Raw genomic sequence first — 15300 nt, forward strand, 5'->3', positions numbered from 1 at the left:
GGTGTTGAGGCTGTCCAGCAGTCGACGCCGGTTCGGGTCGGCCAGGGCCTTGAAGACTTCGTCCATCGCTCCCCGCAAAACATGCAGCCGGTTGGCTGCCTAAAAGATAGGCAGCCAATCGGCTGCATGTCAACGCGGACCACGCGGGATGGCGAGGGTGAGGAACGCGGTCGCGACCATCGCCGCCGCGCCGATCCAGCCCGCGGCCTGCAAGCCGTGGGCGCCGCCGATGGTGTTGGCGATCCCGACCAGGACGGCCAGGCCGACAGCACCGCCGATGTACTGCGACGTCGAGGTCAGCGCGGCGGCGACCCCTTGCTGCTCGGCGTTCGTGCCGGTGGATGCGGCCAGGAAGATCGGCGGGAATCCGATGCCCGCGAACAGCGCCCAGGCGATCACGCCGGGGAAGACCGCCCAGTACGAGCCGTCGGGGGTCAGGCACGCCGCGAAGATCCCCATGGCCACGCCGAATCCCGCCATTCCGGTGAACAGCGCGATCCGCAATCCCCAGCGCTTCAACAGGCGGGGGGAACAGCACGCCGGAGCCGATCATGCTCAGCACGCTCATCGGCAGGAAGCCGAGCCCGGTGGTCAGCGCGCCGTAGCCGAGGACTTCCTGCAGGTAGGTGGTGAAGACGTAGTACTGGGTGGCGATCGCGCTCATGAACGCGAAGACCACGGCGACCGCCACCGCGAGGTTCCGGTTCCGGAACATGTGCAGCGGGACGAGCGCGTTGCGCGAGCGTCGCTCGAGCGCGAAGAACGCCACGAGCAGCCCTGCGCCGAGGATCAGGCAGCCCGCCGCCCGGAAGGTCGCCCACCCCGTCTCGGGGCCGTTGACCAGCTCGAACACCACCGACGTCGAACCGGCGGTCGCCAGCGCCGCGCCCGGCAGGTCGAAGTCGCGGAAGTCCGTCCCGACGTGCTTGCGATCCGCGGGCAGCAGGGTGAATCCGGCGATCGTGGCGAGGATCGTGAACGGGACGTTGACGAACAGAACCCATTCCCAGCCGAGGAATCCGGTCAGCACGCCACCGCCGAGCGCGCCGAGCGCAGCGCCGGAGCTCCCGGCGATGCCCCACACCGCGAGCGCGTTCGTGCGCGCCGGTCCCTCCGCGAAGTTGGTGTTGATCAGCTTGAGCGTGGACGGGATCAGCAGCGCGGCACCCAGGCCCTGGACGGCGCGAGAGGCGACGAGCATCTCCGGCCCCGCGGCCAAGCCGCCGAACAGCGAAGAGATGCCGAAAAGCACTGCGCCGACGAGGAAAACGCGCCGCGCGCCCAGCCGGTCCGCCGCGCGGCCGCCCGCCAGCAGGAAGCCGCCCAGCGCGACGGTGTAAGCGCTGACCACCCACTGGAGCGATTGGGGGCTGAAGGCCAGTTCGCGCCCGATCTCCGGCAGGGCGACGAAGACGATGTCGAAGTCGACGGCGACGACCAGCTGGGCCAGCGCCAGCAACGCCAGGACCGCGCGAGGGCGGTGCTTGCGGCTGGTCGGCTCCCGCAGGTCGTGGTGCGTGGTGGACACGGACTTCCCCTCTGCTCTTGGTGCACGATTTGTTACAGGGGTGATGTTCTGTGATCCTGGGCTGACCTGGAAGGAGGCACTTTCATGTCCCGGAGGAACACCGATGTGTCCGACCAGTTCAGCGAGCACGCCTGCGCGCTGGCCGAGGTCGTGGACCGGGTGAGCGGCAAGTGGGCCATCGGTGTGCTGGTCGCCGCGGCGGCCGGTCCGATCCGGTTCACCGAGCTGGAGCGGACCGTCGAAGGCATCAGCCGGCGCATGCTGACCCTGACCCTGCGCAACCTCGAACGCGACGGGCTGCTGATCCGCACCGTCTACCCGACGGTGCCGCCGAAGGTCGAGTACGAGCTCACCGACGTCGCGCGGGAACTGCACGAGTCGCTGGCCGGCCTGACGGCTTGGGCCGAACGCCACCGCACCACGATCGCGGAGGCCCGCAGGGCCTACGACCAGCAGCACGCGAAAACCGCTGGCTGACCGGGCATCCTCCGCAGCCCGCGCAAATCGGTGGTGAACGTCGGTGCTGCGTGGGAGGTTTCGCGGTATGACGGGATCTGATCCGAAGGCTGATCTGAAGCTGTACCTGAAGTCCGCTCGCGAAGCGCTGCTGTGGAAGCTCGACGGACTCTCCGAGTACGACGTCCGCCGCCCGCTGACGCCGACGGGCACCAACCTGCTGGGGCTGGTCAAGCACGTCGCGAGCATGGAGGCCGGGTACTTCGGCGTCGTGTTCGACCGGCCGTTCCCGGAGCCGCTTCCCTGGTTGGGGCCGGACGCCGAGCGCAACGCGGACATGTGGGCCACCGCCGACGAGTCGCGCGAGTGGGTCGTCGACTTCTACCGCCGGGCTTGGGCGCACTCGGACGCCACGATCGACGCCCTGGAGCTGGACGCGCCGGGCCGGGTGCCGTGGTGGTACAGCGATCGGAACGAGGTGACGCTGCACCGGATCCTGGTGCACGTGATCGCCGAGACCGACCGCCACACCGGCCACGCCGACATCGTCCGGGAGCTCATCGACGGCCAGGTCGGGCTGGTCGACGGCAACGACAACATGCCGGATGCCGACCAGGCGTGGTGGGAGGACTACCGCGCCCGCCTGGAACGAGTCGCCGAGGACGCGTCCCGGGACTGAATCCCACGGGTTCGAGAACACGCTGGAGTGAACTTCGCTCGCCAGCGTCTTCGCAGGTAGCGGTGAAGTTACCACCGACGGTAGCATCTTCGTCATGAGCGCGTTGCCGAACGAGCCCGCGGGCAGCCATGAGCGGGGGAGGGACTTCACCGAGCGGTTGGCTCTGCTGCTGAGCCAGTACCGCGAACTCGACGAGCCCGCGCGGGACGATGCCGTGGAAGCTGGCTCGTCGGGCAACGCGCGGTCGCTGGGGCGTGCGCGGAAGGTCAGCGTTTCGATGCCCGAGGACTTGACCGCTGCGGTTCAACGCAGGGTGGGGCGAGGCGAGTTCAGCCAGTACGTGACCGATGCGGTGGCCAAGCAGCTCGAACTGGACCTGCTGGCCGAGCTGTCGGGTCTGCTCGACGCGGAGCACGGTGAGCTTCCGGAAGAGCTGCTGGCGGAGGCGCGGACGGCATGGCCGGACGCCGAGTAGCGGCCGGCGGAACGCTGGTCCTGGACAGCGAGGGGGTGGCCAAGCTTGCGAGCGGAGATGCGCGAGCCCGTTCGTACCTGGAGATCGCGCGGACGCGGCGGGCCAGAGTCGTCGTCAGCGCGATAACCCTGGCGGAAGTGCTTCGCGGCGGAGCCCGGGACGCCTTGGTGCATCGAGTGCTCTCGCGTGTCGTCGTAGTTCCGGTATCGGCCGAAATCGCCCGCACAGCTGGAGAAATCCTCGGTGCGACGGGCTTGTCCGGTCACCGCTGCGCGATCGACGCGGTCGTCGCGGCGACGGCTCTGGATCTCGCGCGCCCGGTGGTCCTGCTGACCAGCGACCCGGACGACCTCAACCAACTCGTCGACGAGCCGGAACGACCAAAGCGCGAACGAGTAGTGGTCCGCCACGTCTAACGGATCCGCGATCGCCGAATCATCGGCTGAACCGGGGTTCGGTCCAGGTGGTGACGGGTAGTTGCGCGAATTGGTTGCTGGGGAATGGTCCTGATCCGGTAGGCAGGTCGAGGTGAACGTCGCGTGAACGAATTTGGGGAAAACGGACAGGTAGTGATCGGGTTTGGGCATCGCCGCACAAGATTCGGTAGGGTGGCCAGAACCAGCCCTCATGACACCTCGGTGGCGTCATCGCGACACCACCGCACACCACCCCTCCGGGGTGCGTACACAGCGCGTTCTCCCGTGCACGCCGCGTTGATCGTGATCGAGACCACTCGCGACTGGCGTCACATTAAGGGGGGTCGGCGCAGCGCGAACACGGTACGTGGTGCGACCATGTGAACCATGGCTGGTAAATCCGATCCCACGCGGATTCTCATCCTCGGCGGCGGTTACGTCGGCATGTACACGGCACTTCAGCTGCAGAAGAAGCTGGGGCGCCGGGAAGCCTCCGTGACGGTCGTCGATCCTCAGCCGCACATGACCTACCAGCCCTTCCTCCCGGAAGCGGCCGCGGGCAACGTTGAGCCCCGCCACGTGGTAGCGCCACTGCGACGAGTGTTGAAGCGGTGCCACGTTGTCACCGCCGCTGTCACCGAGATCAACCACGACCAGAAGGTCGTCACGGTCGACAACCCGCAGACGGGTTCCGAGCAGATCGCCTACGACGTGCTCGTCGTGGCGCTGGGCTCGGTCTCCCGGTTGCTGCCGATCCCCGGCCTCGCCGAGGAGGGCATCGGGCTCAAGACCGTTGGCGAAGCGACCTACCTGCGCAACCACGTGCTGGGCAAGATGGACGCCGCCGCGAACACCGACGACGAGGAGCTGCGCAAGCGGCTGCTCACCTTCACCTTCGTCGGTGGCGGGTTCGCGGGCGTCGAGGCGCTGGCGGAGCTGGAGGACATGGCCCGCTTCGCGACCCGCTACTACAACAACATCAAGCCCGACGACATGTCCTGGGTGCTCGTCGAAGCCGCTGGCCGGGTGATGCCCGAGGTCAGCGAGAAGATGGGCGTCTACGTCGTCAACGCGCTGGAAGAGCGCGGCATCAAGGTCTACCTGAACACCTTCCTGAAGTCGGTCGAGGGCGGTCACGCGGTCCTGTCCGACGGCACGGAGTTCGACACCGACACCCTGGTGTGGAACGCGGGTGTCAAGGCCAACCCGGTGCTGAAGAACAGCGACCTGCCGCTCGACGAGCGCGGCCGGGTCAAGGCCAGCGCGCACCTGCAGGTCGAGGGCCTGCCGGGCGTGTGGGCCGCCGGTGACTGCGCCGCGGTGCCGGACCTGTCCAAGACCGACGAGAACCCCGGTGCGACCTGCGCGCCGTCGGCTCAGCACGCGGTCCGGCAGGCCAACCAGCTCGCCAAGAACGTGCTGTCGTCGCTGCGCGGGAAGCAGACCAAGGAGTACCGGCACGCCTACGCCGGTTCGGTCGCCGGCATGGGGCTGTACAAGGGCGTCGCCGACGTCTACGGCTTCAAGGCCAAGGGCTTCGTGGCGTGGTTCATGCACCGCTCGTACCACGTGAGCCGCATGCCCACCTTCAACCGCAAGCTGCGCATCATCATCGACTGGACGCTGGCCTTCCTGTTCAAGCGGGAAGTCGTGTCCCTGGGCCAGATCCAGAACCCGCGGGCCGCGTTCGAGCGCGCCGCGGAGAGCTGATCTGTACGGTCGGGGTAGAGGCGACGAAGCCGCGTGTCGCACTGGCACGCGGCTTTCTTGCGTCGAGGTTCTGCTCCGTGCGGGCTAATTGATGATCAGATACCCTTGACAGTCCGTAGCGAGTAATCGAAGACTGTTCCTCGATGTTCGCCTGAACGGGTAAGTCGTGCGGGGGAAGGGGTGAATCCCTTGACGCTGAAGGAACTGGCTGCCTTGTTGCGCAGCGGCGCGGTCGAGAAGGGTCCGCTCGCCGATTTCGCGGCGGACTACCGCGAGGCGGCCAAGGTCTTCCGGAAGAAGGACGACTGACGATGGCATCGGCCGAGGGGCAGCCCGCCGACACCGGAGGTGTCTCCGAGCCGTCCCTGCGCCCCACGCCGATGCTGCTGCAGGGCCAGGACTACTTCTTCCGAGCCCCCGACACCCCGCTGGACTTCCAGGAGCGGATGTTCGCCGCGGACCTGGTGGAGGACGATCCCGGTGACCCGGTGCCGTGCGTGCTGGTGCTCGCCCGCGCCTCCGACATGGAGATGAACGAGCTCTCCCTGGCGCTGGCCGAGCACGACGTGCGCATGGTGCGCATCGACGCCGACCGCTGCCTGGACCTGCCGCTCACCATCTACGCCGACACCCCGCTGGTCGAGTTCCACCGCTGGCTGCTGCGCCCGGTGCTGGTCTGGCGGCGGCACTTCGACATCGATGCCGTGCCGGTCGACCCGACCACGGTGCACGGCGCCTACGTCCGCGAGCAGTGGCGGGCGGTGGCCAACTGGCTGTCCTGCCGGAACGACTGGGAGCGGGTGAACTCGGTGCGCGTGAGCGAGCACCTCGACCGGCTGACCCAGCTGCAGGACGCGGCGGCGGTCGGCCTGCGGGTGCCCCGCACCTCGGTGACCACCATGCCCGGCCGGAGCCGGCCCGGTGGCGGGCGCTGCATCGTCAAGACGGCCGGCCACCACCTGCTCGAACCCGAGCCGGGCGCGCTGCGCGGCCTGTTCCCGCAGCCGCTGGACATCCGCCGCTCCGGCGAAGCCCTCGAACCGGCCCCGGTGCTGGTCCAGCAGTACCTCGACTCGGACCGCGAGCTGCGCGTGTTCGTGGTCGGCGACCGCACGATCGGTTTCCAGGTGCAGAAGCTGGACCCGGCGCAGCTGTGGGTCGACCCCGAATCGGTGGTGGTCGAACCGGTCGAGGTCCCCGCCGAGCTCTCCGAGCGCCTGCTGGAGCTGTGCCGGAACTGGGGGCTGAACGTGGCGGGCTTCGACCTGCTCGGCGTCGGCGACGACTGGGTGTTCCTCGAGGTCAACGTCAACTGCGACTGGCGCTGGTTCGAGCACAGAGCAGGCTCGACGGCGGTGTCCACGGCGGTCCACGACTGGATCAGAACCCGCTTCGAGGAGCTGGCGGCCACGGCGACCGGCGGGTGGGGCCGGTGCTGAACCAACCGACCAGGTGCGAATTACCGGAACCGGGAACCGATCCGAGCGCCGCAACGTCGTAGTGGTGCGGCCGGCATTGTGCCGACCACCAGGCCCCCGTAGCCCAATTGGCAGAGGCAGACGACTTAAAATCGTCCAAGTGTCGGTTCGAACCCGACCGGGGGCACTCTCCGCATCAATACCGCCCGCTTTGGCTCTGCATCATCTGAACGGGATGGTCTGGGGGAAGGCCTGGAGGAACGCCCAGACGAGCCCGGACACGACGGCCCCGATCCCGGCGAGCTGTCCCGGCGTTCGCGGGCGTCGCCTCTCGTTCTTCCGCTTCGCCCGGATCAACTGGGAGATCAGCCCGACGACGAGCCCGATGACCGCTCCTGCGGCTACGACGAGCAAGGTCGCCACCACAGCTGGCATGGCGTTCCACCTCCTGAGCCGGACGTTGGGCCCCCTCGACCAGGCGCGCCAGGGGCGAACGGCCCCGAAACCGCCGCTCGACGCACTCGGGTTCGGCGCATCTGCCCGGACGTGACTTTCGGCTCTGTCGGGCGGTGCCAGGCCGAGTGTGCTTGAGCCGAGAGGTTCGCAACGGCGGCGGATCACCGATCGCCGGATGGTTGCTCAAGGCGACGTGCATTCCCCGCCGAGCAACCGCGCGATGGGAGGTGCGGCGATGCCGAGCGAGGGGGAGCTGCTCAGCCAGGTCCTGCAGAATTCGATCATCGATGCGCAGCACAAGGTGGAATTCTTCAACGCTTGCCGGAATTCCTTCCTCCTGAAGATGTCGAGCGGAAAGCACCTCCCCACCGATATCTACGACCCCGAAGGCCCGATGACGTACCAATACGAGGCGAACTGGCTGCAGGAAAACATTTCGAATGCGCAGCGGGACCTGGAACACCTCAAGGCGTTGCAAGGCAAGTCCTACACCTCTTGGTCCGCTCGAACCGACGAGCTGCGCGCCTGGTACCTCGGCGAAACCACCAGCTCCAACCCGTACGCCGACGCCGAGTCGTACCAGGACTACTGGGAGGGGCTGCAGCGCAGCGCGGCGAGGGACGTGGACTTCGTCGACAAGATCCGCAGAGAACCGCAATGGACGAACAACCCGTACGGGAACCCCGTTGCGCAACGACCGCTCCGAATCCCCAGTTCGAGGCCCGCTGACATCGTTGACGAGACCGTGCCACCAACGCTCCCGTCACCAGGCAGGCCGAATGCGGGCGCCAACGCTGCGGAGGTGGCCGCCGCAGAAGAACCCGCGGTGCCGGGTGCGGCGGACGATCTCAAGAGCGTCGCCGCGACCGACGTCGCCGGCTTGGCACCCGAAGTCGGGGCCTTGGAGGCGACCGCCGTCGAGTCGAGCCAGAGCGTCGCGTCCGATGCGGGGCTGGTCGGGGGCGTGGTGGCGACCCTCGAAGTCACCTGCGGCAACGCCATTTCCTGGACCATGGGGTTCGTCGGAACGGTCATCAGGGGCGTGGCAACCGCCGTGGGTTGGCTGGCCGGTTTGATCGGCGGCTGGGACGTCCTGATCACGGTCCTGCTGGCAGCTGCCACCGCCACGTTCGTCTCCCACGTGTGGGATTACCTGAACGGTCCCGCCATCCCGCCGCCAACACCGCCCGCGGTGCAAGCTCCTCCTGTACCCGGTCCGGTTCAAGGCGGCACCGGAAACCCGGGAAACGGGGACAACAACTCGAACCAGGGCTCCAACAGCGGGGACAACGCGAACCAAGGCGCCAGCTCCAGCAGTGGCGACAACGGTTCTGGTTCGAGCACGTCCAGCGGTAGCGGGAATCAGAACTCGAACAGCGGGAACAACTCGAACCAAGGCTCCAGCAGTGGGGACAACGGTGCCGGTTCGAGCACGTCCAACGGCAACGGGAATCAGAACTCGAGCAGTGGGGACAACGGTTCCGGTTCGAGCGCGCCCAACAGCAACTTGAACCAGAACCCGAACAGCAACAGCAACTCGAACACCGGGAACCAGGACTCGAACAGCGGAAGTCAGAACACGAACAGCGGGGACAACAGCTCGAACCAGGGCTCCAGCAGCGGAGACAGCGGCTCCGGTTCGAACGCGTCCAACGGCAACGGGAGCCAGAACCAGAACAGCAACAACTCGAACAGCAACAGCAACTCGAACAGCAACAGCCAACAGGGAGAGCAGAGCGGATCGTGCTCACCTTGCGGTGGCAACAGCAACTCGAGCAGCAGCAGCGGAGGTCAGAACAGCACCGGCGGTAGCGGCACCGGCGGCGGCAGCGGATCTAGCGGCTACGGTTCCGCCTTCCACGTCAACATGACCAACTGCTGCTGAGATACGCACCCGTTCCTCGTTCACTTCGTCGAGGCATTGGTCACCAGGGTTTGCACCACGCTCTGAATGGAATTCTTCGTGTACGAACAATGGATCCCGCAAGCTGTTTGCAGGTTCCGAGCGTCTCTGAATTGGCCGACGACATCATTGCCGTACCCTTCGCCGCACACTGGATCTCGGGGGAGGCATAGCGATGTGAAACGGTCCCCCAGCGGCTTTGAAGGAATGTAGGGATTGATTCCCATGTTGGCCCTCCGTGCAAGTCCTTGTCCGTGATCACCGTTGTCCCACTGCGGATCGCCGAGCACGAGCACGGCTGCGATTTGAGACAGCTGGGTGGAGTCGGCATTTTGTATCCACTGATCGATGATCCATGCGCCTTCCGAATAGCCGACAAGGACGAGGCGTGCCGGGTGGCAGCGGTTGGCCGCGTTGGTCGCAGCATCTTTGAGGTCGCCCGTGGCGCGCGAGATGGGGTCGCGATTCTGTTGATCTACGATTTGGCTGAAAAATTCGGAGAACGTCAGCTTCGGGTGGTTGAGGAACACGGCTCTGGATTGAAGTCCTCTTTTCTCCGCCAACGAGTTGAACTGGGTCCAGGCGGTCTGGATGGTGGGCGAGGAACTGTCTTCGTTGAGTCCGTGCAGGCCGATGAACGTGAAGGGGCATCCAGCAGCCTGCGCTGCGTGGACAACGGGCTCTTGCTTCCCGGCTCCCGTGGCCGTCGGCGTTATGAGTGCCAACGGCAGCAGTACCAGCATGAGCAAGATCGTCGAACGGTGACGAAGCATGGTTGTTCACCTTCGCGCGTAAGGCTGCTCCGGGCACTGTCGCTCCGACAGGTGGCGCAGTGCAGAGGACTAATGCCCACATCGGCCACGGCGACACGTCACTGGTCCGCTGAGGCTCCGCAAAGAGAAGCTCCGCCTGATCACGATCAGGCGGAGGTCTTGGAGTTCGTCAATCAGCGCAGGTCGTGCTTCCCGGATTTCACGTCGCGCAGGAAGGCCGACCAGGTCTCGGTCGTGAAGGGAAGAATGGGACTGGCGGAGCCGAGCTTGCTGTCCTTCACACCGGTAGCCCCCGGAACGCTCGCCACCATGATGCAGGCGCCGCCACCCCCGTTGCTTCGGCTGCTCTTGCGCCACTGGGCCTGAGTGAAGTCGGGGGTGGATAACATGACGCGCTCCCTTGCCGTGCCTACAACTCCCGAGCGAGCCGGTTCAGGAAGGTGATCGATTCCTTCTGGCTCAGCGCCTTGGACCGCAAGGCGCTGTAGTTCAGGCTATACGTCTGGACCTCGTCCGGATCTTCCATGTAGATGCTGCCCGTGAGGTGCTCGGCGAAGGCCACGTCCGGATCTTCCTGGTCGGGGAAGGACAGCAGGATGAAGGGCGCGCCGAGCGCGGGGATCGCTCCGGCGCTGAACGGCAGTACCTGAACCGTCACGTTGGGCAGCTTTGCGCTGGACGCGAGGTGTTTGAGCTGTTCGCGCATCCCGTCGGGGCCGCCGATCAGTTGCCGCAGCGCTGACTCGTGGATGACGGTGCCGAGGGTTAGCGGGTTCGTCTCGTGCAGGCGTGCCTGTCGTTGTGCGCGAAGGTCGGTGCGTTCCTTCATGACGACTTCGTCGGCCTTCGGAATCCACGCCTGCATGAGTTCGGCGGCATAGCGCTCGGTCTGCAGCAGTCCGGGGATCAGCTCGCCGGAGAACTCGTGCACCTCGGCGGCTTCGGACTCGAGCCCGATGTACTCCTCGAAGTTCGACGCCAGTGCGTCCTGGCCGTAGCGCTGCCACCAGCCCTTCTGCCGGGCTTGCAGCGCGAGCGCGACGTACTGGTCCCGTTCCGCATCGGGGATGCCGTAGACCGCCGCCAGCGCGAGAACTTCCGCCGGGCCAGCGGATTTCTCGGCGTTCTCGAACCTGCTGAGCTTCGGCTTCGACCAGTCCAGCGCAGCCGCGACGTCTTCTTGGCGAAGGCCGGCTTCCGCGCGCCAACGCCGGATCCCGCGGGTGAGCCTCCGCAGACGCACGGTCGGACTGATCCGCTCTTCCATCGCTTCCTCCTTCGCCCAGTTCTCCATTTGGATCTTCGCAGGCATGGAAAGTCCCAGGCAGTCGCTCTTTCGTGTGCAGTCGTGGACCTTTCGAGTCACGGAGATTGCGTGTGTGGAAATTCCACGAGAGCTTGCTTTCAAGTTTCCGCTCATGGCGTGGAGGAAGCTCGTGGAGTACCTGACCTACATCTGGCGTCCGGTGACCGGTGGGCGTCATGCATTTCCCATCGCGGCGCGGAAAGTTCCGGCTGGGGACGTCGTCACTGCCTACTGCGGCGTGGAGGCCGATGCTGCCGAAATTCATGACCGGACCGAGGTGGATTGGGTTCGGGAGAAGTCCTGCATGGCCTGCTGGCGGATCCTCGCCGACCGCACCTGACCTGCTCGTCCACCCTTCGTCTTCGAGGAGGAAACACCATGTTCTGGCTTCACCTGAGCGCACTCGTGCTGATCAACGCGATGATCGCGGCCCTGTTCGTCAGCTCCACCGCGATGCGACTGCCGCTGCTCACCCGCGCGCAGCACGCTGGTGCGGGGGAAGGCGCCTACAACGTCTGGGACCTCATCGCCCAAGTCGAGGCCGAACGGGATCGGGAGATACCGGAGCCTCCGCAGTTCCCAGACCGCGACCCGGATGACGAGCCCACGGGTCGCCACCACCTGCGCATCTGAATTCTGACCACCCCTGAGCTGGGCTGGTGCGGCTGCCTCCCCGACCACTGCACCAGTCCACCCCGATGGCCGGGCGCGCCTCCCCTCCCCGCGCCCGGCCATCGGCCTGTCCGGCTCAAAGCGGGGACAGGACCATGAGGATTTCGTCGCGGTCGTCGTTGGGGGACAGGCGGAGGGCGCCGGGCCAGCGGCCGATCTCCTGCCAGCCCAGGCGGCCGTAGAAGGTCTCCAGGCCGACGCCTGCTCGTGCGACCAGGTGGAGCTGTTCCAGTCCCATGTCGTCGCGGGCCACCTCCCGCAGGAAGGTCATCAGGGCTGTTCCGATGCCTTGGCCGCGGAACTTGGTGTGGGACTGGACGTGGTGGACCGTGCCCCAGTGCGCGATCAGCGGATCAGGATCGCGGCGGACGTTGAGCCAGCCCGCCAGCTCGTCGTCCACCGTTGCCACGACCAGTCTGCTGAGCTGCGGGTCCAGTGCCGTCACGATCCGCTCCGCGGCCGGTCTGACCTGGTCGGAATCCACTGGCGGGAACGGGAATCCGGCTGCTCCACCGGCGTTGGTGACGTCCACCCAGCAGTCGACGAGCGCATGCGCCAACTCCGGCGCGACGTCCTCGGGGCGGCTGATCTGCTGCAGGACGACGGGATTGCGGGTGCTCACGAAAGCGCAGTCTCGCACCGCCAACCGACAGTTTTCGGCGCTGGTCAGGACTCGTGAGTGCCGATGGTTGTAATAGCCACTATCGCCACTCACGAAGACTCGTGGGAACGGGAAAGCCTGGCGTGTTGTTTACGGTACGCTGTACGGGATAGCGGATCTGGAGGTGCGGGTGGGGCTGGGTCGGTGCGCGGTGGTGTTCGAGGTCGGGGGAGTTCCGCGGGCGGGGGTGTTTGTCGTTCACGACCCGGACGGCGGGGTGGAGGTCTCGGCCGGGGAGTCCGGTGATGCGGTCGTGACGTCGCTGGATGACGGCGCGGTCGTTGCTCGGCGCGTTCCGGTGCGGCGGATTCCGCTGGTCGAGGCGTTGCCGTTGTTGGTTTCGCTGGATGGGGATGTGCATCCGGCTGCGGCTTTTTGGGGTGCTGCGGCGAAGTTGGCGTTGCACATGGTTGCGCGCGGGCGGGTGTTGCCGGGGGTTCACGAGAGCGGTGTTGCTGCGTGGCGGATGGGGCCGTTCGACGTCGTCGACGTTGAGCGGTTGCGTGCGCTGGCCGATGCGATGCCGGCTAGTGCGCGGGCGGTGCCGGTGGATCCGGACGCTGATCCGTTGATGTTGCCCGACGCCGAGGGGCTGCTGCGTGCGTTCTTCGACGGGGTTGCCGACGTGATGCCTCGGACTCCGGGCGCTGCTGGGGTTTACGCTGCTCAGGAAGGCTGTGCGGCCGACGAGGAGCTTCGCGAGTGGGCGCAGCAGGTCGCTGTGGGCGTTGATGCTGGTCTGCGCGTGAGCTTGCGGCTGGAGCTGCGCGGTGACTACGACGATGCTCCGTTCACCGCTGTGGTCCGGCTGCGCAACCTCGCCGATCCGACGCAGGTGATCGACGCCGAGGCGTTGTGGGCTGGGGAAGCGCACGGCTTCGGCGAGCGGGCGACGTTCGAGGCAATGCTCGCGGTGCGTCGGGCTGCTCGCGCGTGGTCGCCGTTGGAGAGCCTGTTGGCCGAAGCTGAGCCGGTCGAGTTGGAGCTGGTCGACGAGGACGTCGTGGACCTGCTCGGGGGTGGCGAGGCGCGGTTGGCGGCGATGGGCGTCGACGTCGAGTGGCCGCCGGACCTCTCCCGCGAGCTCAATGCGCGGGTCGCCGTGTCCGCGCCCGGTGACCGGCCCGATGATGTTGCCGCTTACCTGCGGGAATCCTCGCCGTTGCCGATGTCCTGGCAGCTGACCCTCGGCGGGGCGCCGCTCACCGACGTCGAGATGGATCTGGTGGCCAAGTCGCGTCCGGTGGTTCGGCTGCGCGACCAGTGGTTGCTGGTCGAACCCGAATTGGCGCGGAAAGCGCGGGAGCGGGCGTTGCCGCCGGTGCCGGCTTATCCGGCTCTGGGCAGCGTGCTGGTCGGTAGCGCGGTGGTCGAGGGTGTGCGCGTCGAGGCTGTTGGGACGGGTTGGCTCGGTGAGCTGGGCGATCGGATCGCCGATCCCGATGGGGGATCGGAGGCGCTCGGGCAGCCGTCGGAGCTGAGCGCGACCTTGCGCGACTACCAGCAGCGCGGTTTGCGGTGGTTGGAGCGGATGACTTCGCTGGGATTCGGCGGATGTCTGGCCGACGACATGGGTCTGGGCAAGACGATCATGCTGATCTCGCTGCACCTGCGGCGCGCGTCGGGGCCGACGTTGGTGGTCTGCCCGGCTTCGCTGCTGAGCAACTGGGCGCGCGAGATCGAGAAGTTCGCGCCCGGCACCCCGGTGCGCCGGTTCCACGGGACGGAGCGGTCTTTGGCCGGTGCAGCAAGCGGTTTCGTGCTCACCACGTACGGGACGATGCGCGTTGACGCGTCGACGTTGGCCGCGCACCGCTGGGGAATGGTCGTCGCCGACGAGGCTCAGCACGTCAAGAACCGTTCGAGCGGCACGGCGAAGGCGCTGCGCGAGATCCCCGCGGACGCCAGGGTCGCGTTGACCGGTACGCCGGTGGAGAACGACCTGAGCGAGTTGTGGGCGATCTTGGACTGGACCTCACCCGGGCTGCTCGGGCGGATGGGTGAGTTCCGGGCAGAGTGGGGTCGAGCGGTGGAGGAGGGGCGGGACAACGCGACCGCGCAGCGGTTGTCCCGGCTGGTGCGGCCGTTCCTGCTGCGGCGCCGCAAGAGCGATCCGGGCATCGCACCGGAGCTGCCGCCCAAGACCGAGACCGATCACCTGGTCGCCCTCACCGCCGAGCAGATCGAGCTGTACCAGCGGGTCGTCGACGATGCTATGGACGAAATCCGCGGCAGCACAACGGAAATCGCCCGGCGGGGTCTGGTGCTCAAGCTGCTGGTCGGGCTCAAGCAGGTGTGCAACCATCCGGCGCACTACCTGAAGGAAGGCACGGCGTCGGCCGCTCGCTCGGAGAAGTTGCAGGCGCTCGACGAGCTGCTCGGCACCATCATCGCCGAAGACGGTGCGGTGCTGGTCTTCACGCAGTACGTGCAGATGGCGCGGTTGCTGGAGAAGCACCTGGCCGACCGCGGGGTGCCCGCGCAACTGCTGCACGGCGGCACGCCGGTGGCCAAGCGCGACGAGATGGTGCAGCGGTTCCAGGCCGGTGAGGTGCCGGTGTTCCTGCTCTCGCTCAAAGCCGCTGGTACCGGGCTGAACCTGACCCGGGCCGACCACGTCATCCACTACGACCGCTGGTGGAATCCGGCCGTCGAGGAGCAGGCCGCCGACCGGGCGCACCGGATCGGGCAGGACAAGCCGGTGCAGGTGCACCGGTTGATGGCGCAGGGGACGTTGGAGGAGCGGATCGGCGAACTCCTCGTGCACAAGCGGGAATTGGCCGACGCGATCGTGGGTGGTGAAGCCGCGCTGAGCGAGCTGTCCGACGCCGAGCTTCGGCGACTGGT

General features: G+C 66.9%; 16 protein-coding genes and 1 tRNA gene. 11 read left to right on the forward strand and 6 right to left on the reverse strand.

What is annotated here, in order from left to right; translation table 11 throughout:
* On the reverse strand, positions 1-1528 hold a 1528-nt coding region (locus ABTZ89_RS22650), incomplete at its 3' end, for an MFS transporter (protein WP_351047887.1).
* A gap of 84 nt (positions 1529-1612) precedes the next feature.
* Between ABTZ89_RS22650 and ABTZ89_RS22655 the strand changes: the two genes are divergently transcribed.
* The 7 genes from ABTZ89_RS22655 (at position 1613) to ABTZ89_RS22685 (ending at position 6869) form a co-directional block, all read left to right on the forward strand.
* On the forward strand, positions 1613-2005 hold the full coding sequence (locus ABTZ89_RS22655) for a winged helix-turn-helix transcriptional regulator (RefSeq protein ID WP_351047889.1): 393 nt from the start codon (positions 1613-1615) through the stop codon (positions 2003-2005).
* A 67-nt stretch (positions 2006-2072) separates the two neighbouring features.
* Complete coding sequence (locus tag ABTZ89_RS22660; protein ID WP_270950044.1) at positions 2073-2663, forward strand: DinB family protein; 591 nt, start codon at positions 2073-2075, stop codon at positions 2661-2663.
* Positions 2664-2757: 94 nt separating this feature from the next.
* Positions 2758-3138 carry a hypothetical protein gene (locus ABTZ89_RS22665; RefSeq protein WP_270950043.1) on the forward strand — a complete coding sequence of 127 codons (381 nt, stop codon included), beginning with the start codon at positions 2758-2760 and terminating at the stop codon, positions 3136-3138.
* A complete protein-coding gene (locus ABTZ89_RS22670; protein WP_270950042.1) occupies positions 3120-3554 on the forward strand; it encodes a type II toxin-antitoxin system VapC family toxin in 435 nt (144 codons plus the stop codon). The genes ABTZ89_RS22665 and ABTZ89_RS22670 overlap by 19 nt, the downstream gene beginning before the upstream one ends.
* Positions 3555-3941: 387 nt before the next feature.
* A complete protein-coding gene (locus tag ABTZ89_RS22675; RefSeq protein WP_351047894.1) occupies positions 3942-5264 on the forward strand; it encodes an NAD(P)/FAD-dependent oxidoreductase in 1323 nt (440 codons plus the stop codon).
* Positions 5265-5575: 311 nt separating this feature from the next.
* Positions 5576-6703, forward strand: coding sequence for an ATP-grasp domain-containing protein (locus tag ABTZ89_RS22680; protein WP_351047897.1), 1128 nt, complete (start codon positions 5576-5578; stop codon positions 6701-6703).
* 92 nt (positions 6704-6795) lie between these two features.
* A tRNA-Leu gene (locus ABTZ89_RS22685) sits at positions 6796-6869 on the forward strand.
* A 35-nt stretch (positions 6870-6904) separates the two neighbouring features.
* Here the strand turns inward: ABTZ89_RS22685 and ABTZ89_RS22690 are convergent.
* On the reverse strand, positions 6905-7117 hold the full coding sequence (locus ABTZ89_RS22690; protein ID WP_351047900.1) for a hypothetical protein: 213 nt from the start codon (positions 7115-7117) through the stop codon (positions 6905-6907).
* A gap of 256 nt (positions 7118-7373) precedes the next feature.
* On the opposite strand from ABTZ89_RS22690, the gene ABTZ89_RS22695 reads away from it, so the two are divergent.
* Complete coding sequence (locus ABTZ89_RS22695) at positions 7374-9023, forward strand: hypothetical protein (RefSeq protein ID WP_351047903.1); 1650 nt, start codon at positions 7374-7376, stop codon at positions 9021-9023.
* 20 nt (positions 9024-9043) lie between these two features.
* Here the strand turns inward: ABTZ89_RS22695 and ABTZ89_RS22700 are convergent, their stop codons facing one another.
* The 3 genes from ABTZ89_RS22700 to ABTZ89_RS22710 form a co-directional block, all read right to left on the reverse strand.
* The gene (locus ABTZ89_RS22700; protein ID WP_351047905.1) at positions 9044-9784 is read right to left on the reverse strand and encodes a cutinase family protein; all 741 of its coding nucleotides are present in this window, start codon (positions 9782-9784) and stop codon (positions 9044-9046) included.
* A gap of 203 nt (positions 9785-9987) precedes the next feature.
* On the reverse strand, positions 9988-10203 hold the full coding sequence (locus ABTZ89_RS22705) for a DUF397 domain-containing protein (protein WP_351047908.1): 216 nt from the start codon (positions 10201-10203) through the stop codon (positions 9988-9990).
* Positions 10204-10223: 20 nt separating this feature from the next.
* Complete coding sequence (locus ABTZ89_RS22710; RefSeq protein ID WP_351047910.1) at positions 10224-11234, reverse strand: helix-turn-helix domain-containing protein; 1011 nt, start codon at positions 11232-11234, stop codon at positions 10224-10226.
* Between the two features lie 16 nt (positions 11235-11250).
* Here ABTZ89_RS22710 and ABTZ89_RS22715 point away from each other — a divergent pair, with 16 nt between their 5' ends.
* Together ABTZ89_RS22715 and ABTZ89_RS22720 are read left to right on the forward strand one after the other, a co-directional pair.
* Complete coding sequence (locus ABTZ89_RS22715) at positions 11251-11460, forward strand: HC3 family zinc finger protein (protein ID WP_351047913.1); 210 nt, start codon at positions 11251-11253, stop codon at positions 11458-11460.
* A 38-nt stretch (positions 11461-11498) separates the two neighbouring features.
* Positions 11499-11753, forward strand: a complete 255-nt coding sequence (locus ABTZ89_RS22720; protein ID WP_351047916.1) for a hypothetical protein — start codon at positions 11499-11501, stop codon at positions 11751-11753.
* 115 nt (positions 11754-11868) lie between these two features.
* Here ABTZ89_RS22720 and ABTZ89_RS22725 read toward each other — a convergent pair whose 3' ends face one another.
* Complete coding sequence (locus tag ABTZ89_RS22725; RefSeq protein ID WP_351047918.1) at positions 11869-12414, reverse strand: GNAT family N-acetyltransferase; 546 nt, start codon at positions 12412-12414, stop codon at positions 11869-11871.
* Between the two features lie 226 nt (positions 12415-12640).
* On the opposite strand from ABTZ89_RS22725, the gene ABTZ89_RS22730 reads away from it, so the two are divergent.
* A partial coding sequence (locus ABTZ89_RS22730; RefSeq protein ID WP_502949582.1) for an SCO1167/SCO6262 family helicase occupies positions 12641-15300 on the forward strand: 2660 nt, incomplete at its 3' end.

It is taken from the genome of Saccharopolyspora sp. NPDC002686, from assembly GCF_040295745.1.
Lineage (GTDB): Bacteria > Actinomycetota > Actinomycetes > Mycobacteriales > Pseudonocardiaceae > Saccharopolyspora > Saccharopolyspora oryzae.

Excerpts from the sequence above, each read along its gene's own strand:
- ABTZ89_RS22655 (WP_351047889.1), top strand. The coding sequence starts at position 1,613 with ATGTCCCGGAGGAACACCGATGTGTCCGACCAGTTCAGCGAGCACGCC.
- ABTZ89_RS22660 (WP_270950044.1), top strand. The coding sequence starts at position 2,073 with ATGACGGGATCTGATCCGAAGGCTGATCTGAAGCTGTACCTGAAGTCC.
- ABTZ89_RS22665 (WP_270950043.1), top strand. The coding sequence starts at position 2,758 with ATGAGCGCGTTGCCGAACGAGCCCGCGGGCAGCCATGAGCGGGGGAGG.
- ABTZ89_RS22670 (WP_270950042.1), top strand. The coding sequence starts at position 3,120 with ATGGCCGGACGCCGAGTAGCGGCCGGCGGAACGCTGGTCCTGGACAGC.
- ABTZ89_RS22675 (WP_351047894.1), top strand. The coding sequence starts at position 3,942 with ATGGCTGGTAAATCCGATCCCACGCGGATTCTCATCCTCGGCGGCGGT.
- ABTZ89_RS22680 (WP_351047897.1), top strand. The coding sequence starts at position 5,576 with ATGGCATCGGCCGAGGGGCAGCCCGCCGACACCGGAGGTGTCTCCGAG.
- ABTZ89_RS22690 (WP_351047900.1), bottom strand. The coding sequence starts at position 7,117 with ATGCCAGCTGTGGTGGCGACCTTGCTCGTCGTAGCCGCAGGAGCGGTC.
- ABTZ89_RS22695 (WP_351047903.1), top strand. The coding sequence starts at position 7,374 with ATGCCGAGCGAGGGGGAGCTGCTCAGCCAGGTCCTGCAGAATTCGATC.
- ABTZ89_RS22700 (WP_351047905.1), bottom strand. The coding sequence starts at position 9,784 with ATGCTGGTACTGCTGCCGTTGGCACTCATAACGCCGACGGCCACGGGA.
- ABTZ89_RS22705 (WP_351047908.1), bottom strand. The coding sequence starts at position 10,203 with ATGTTATCCACCCCCGACTTCACTCAGGCCCAGTGGCGCAAGAGCAGC.
- ABTZ89_RS22710 (WP_351047910.1), bottom strand. The coding sequence starts at position 11,234 with ATGAGCGGAAACTTGAAAGCAAGCTCTCGTGGAATTTCCACACACGCA.
- ABTZ89_RS22720 (WP_351047916.1), top strand. The coding sequence starts at position 11,499 with ATGTTCTGGCTTCACCTGAGCGCACTCGTGCTGATCAACGCGATGATC.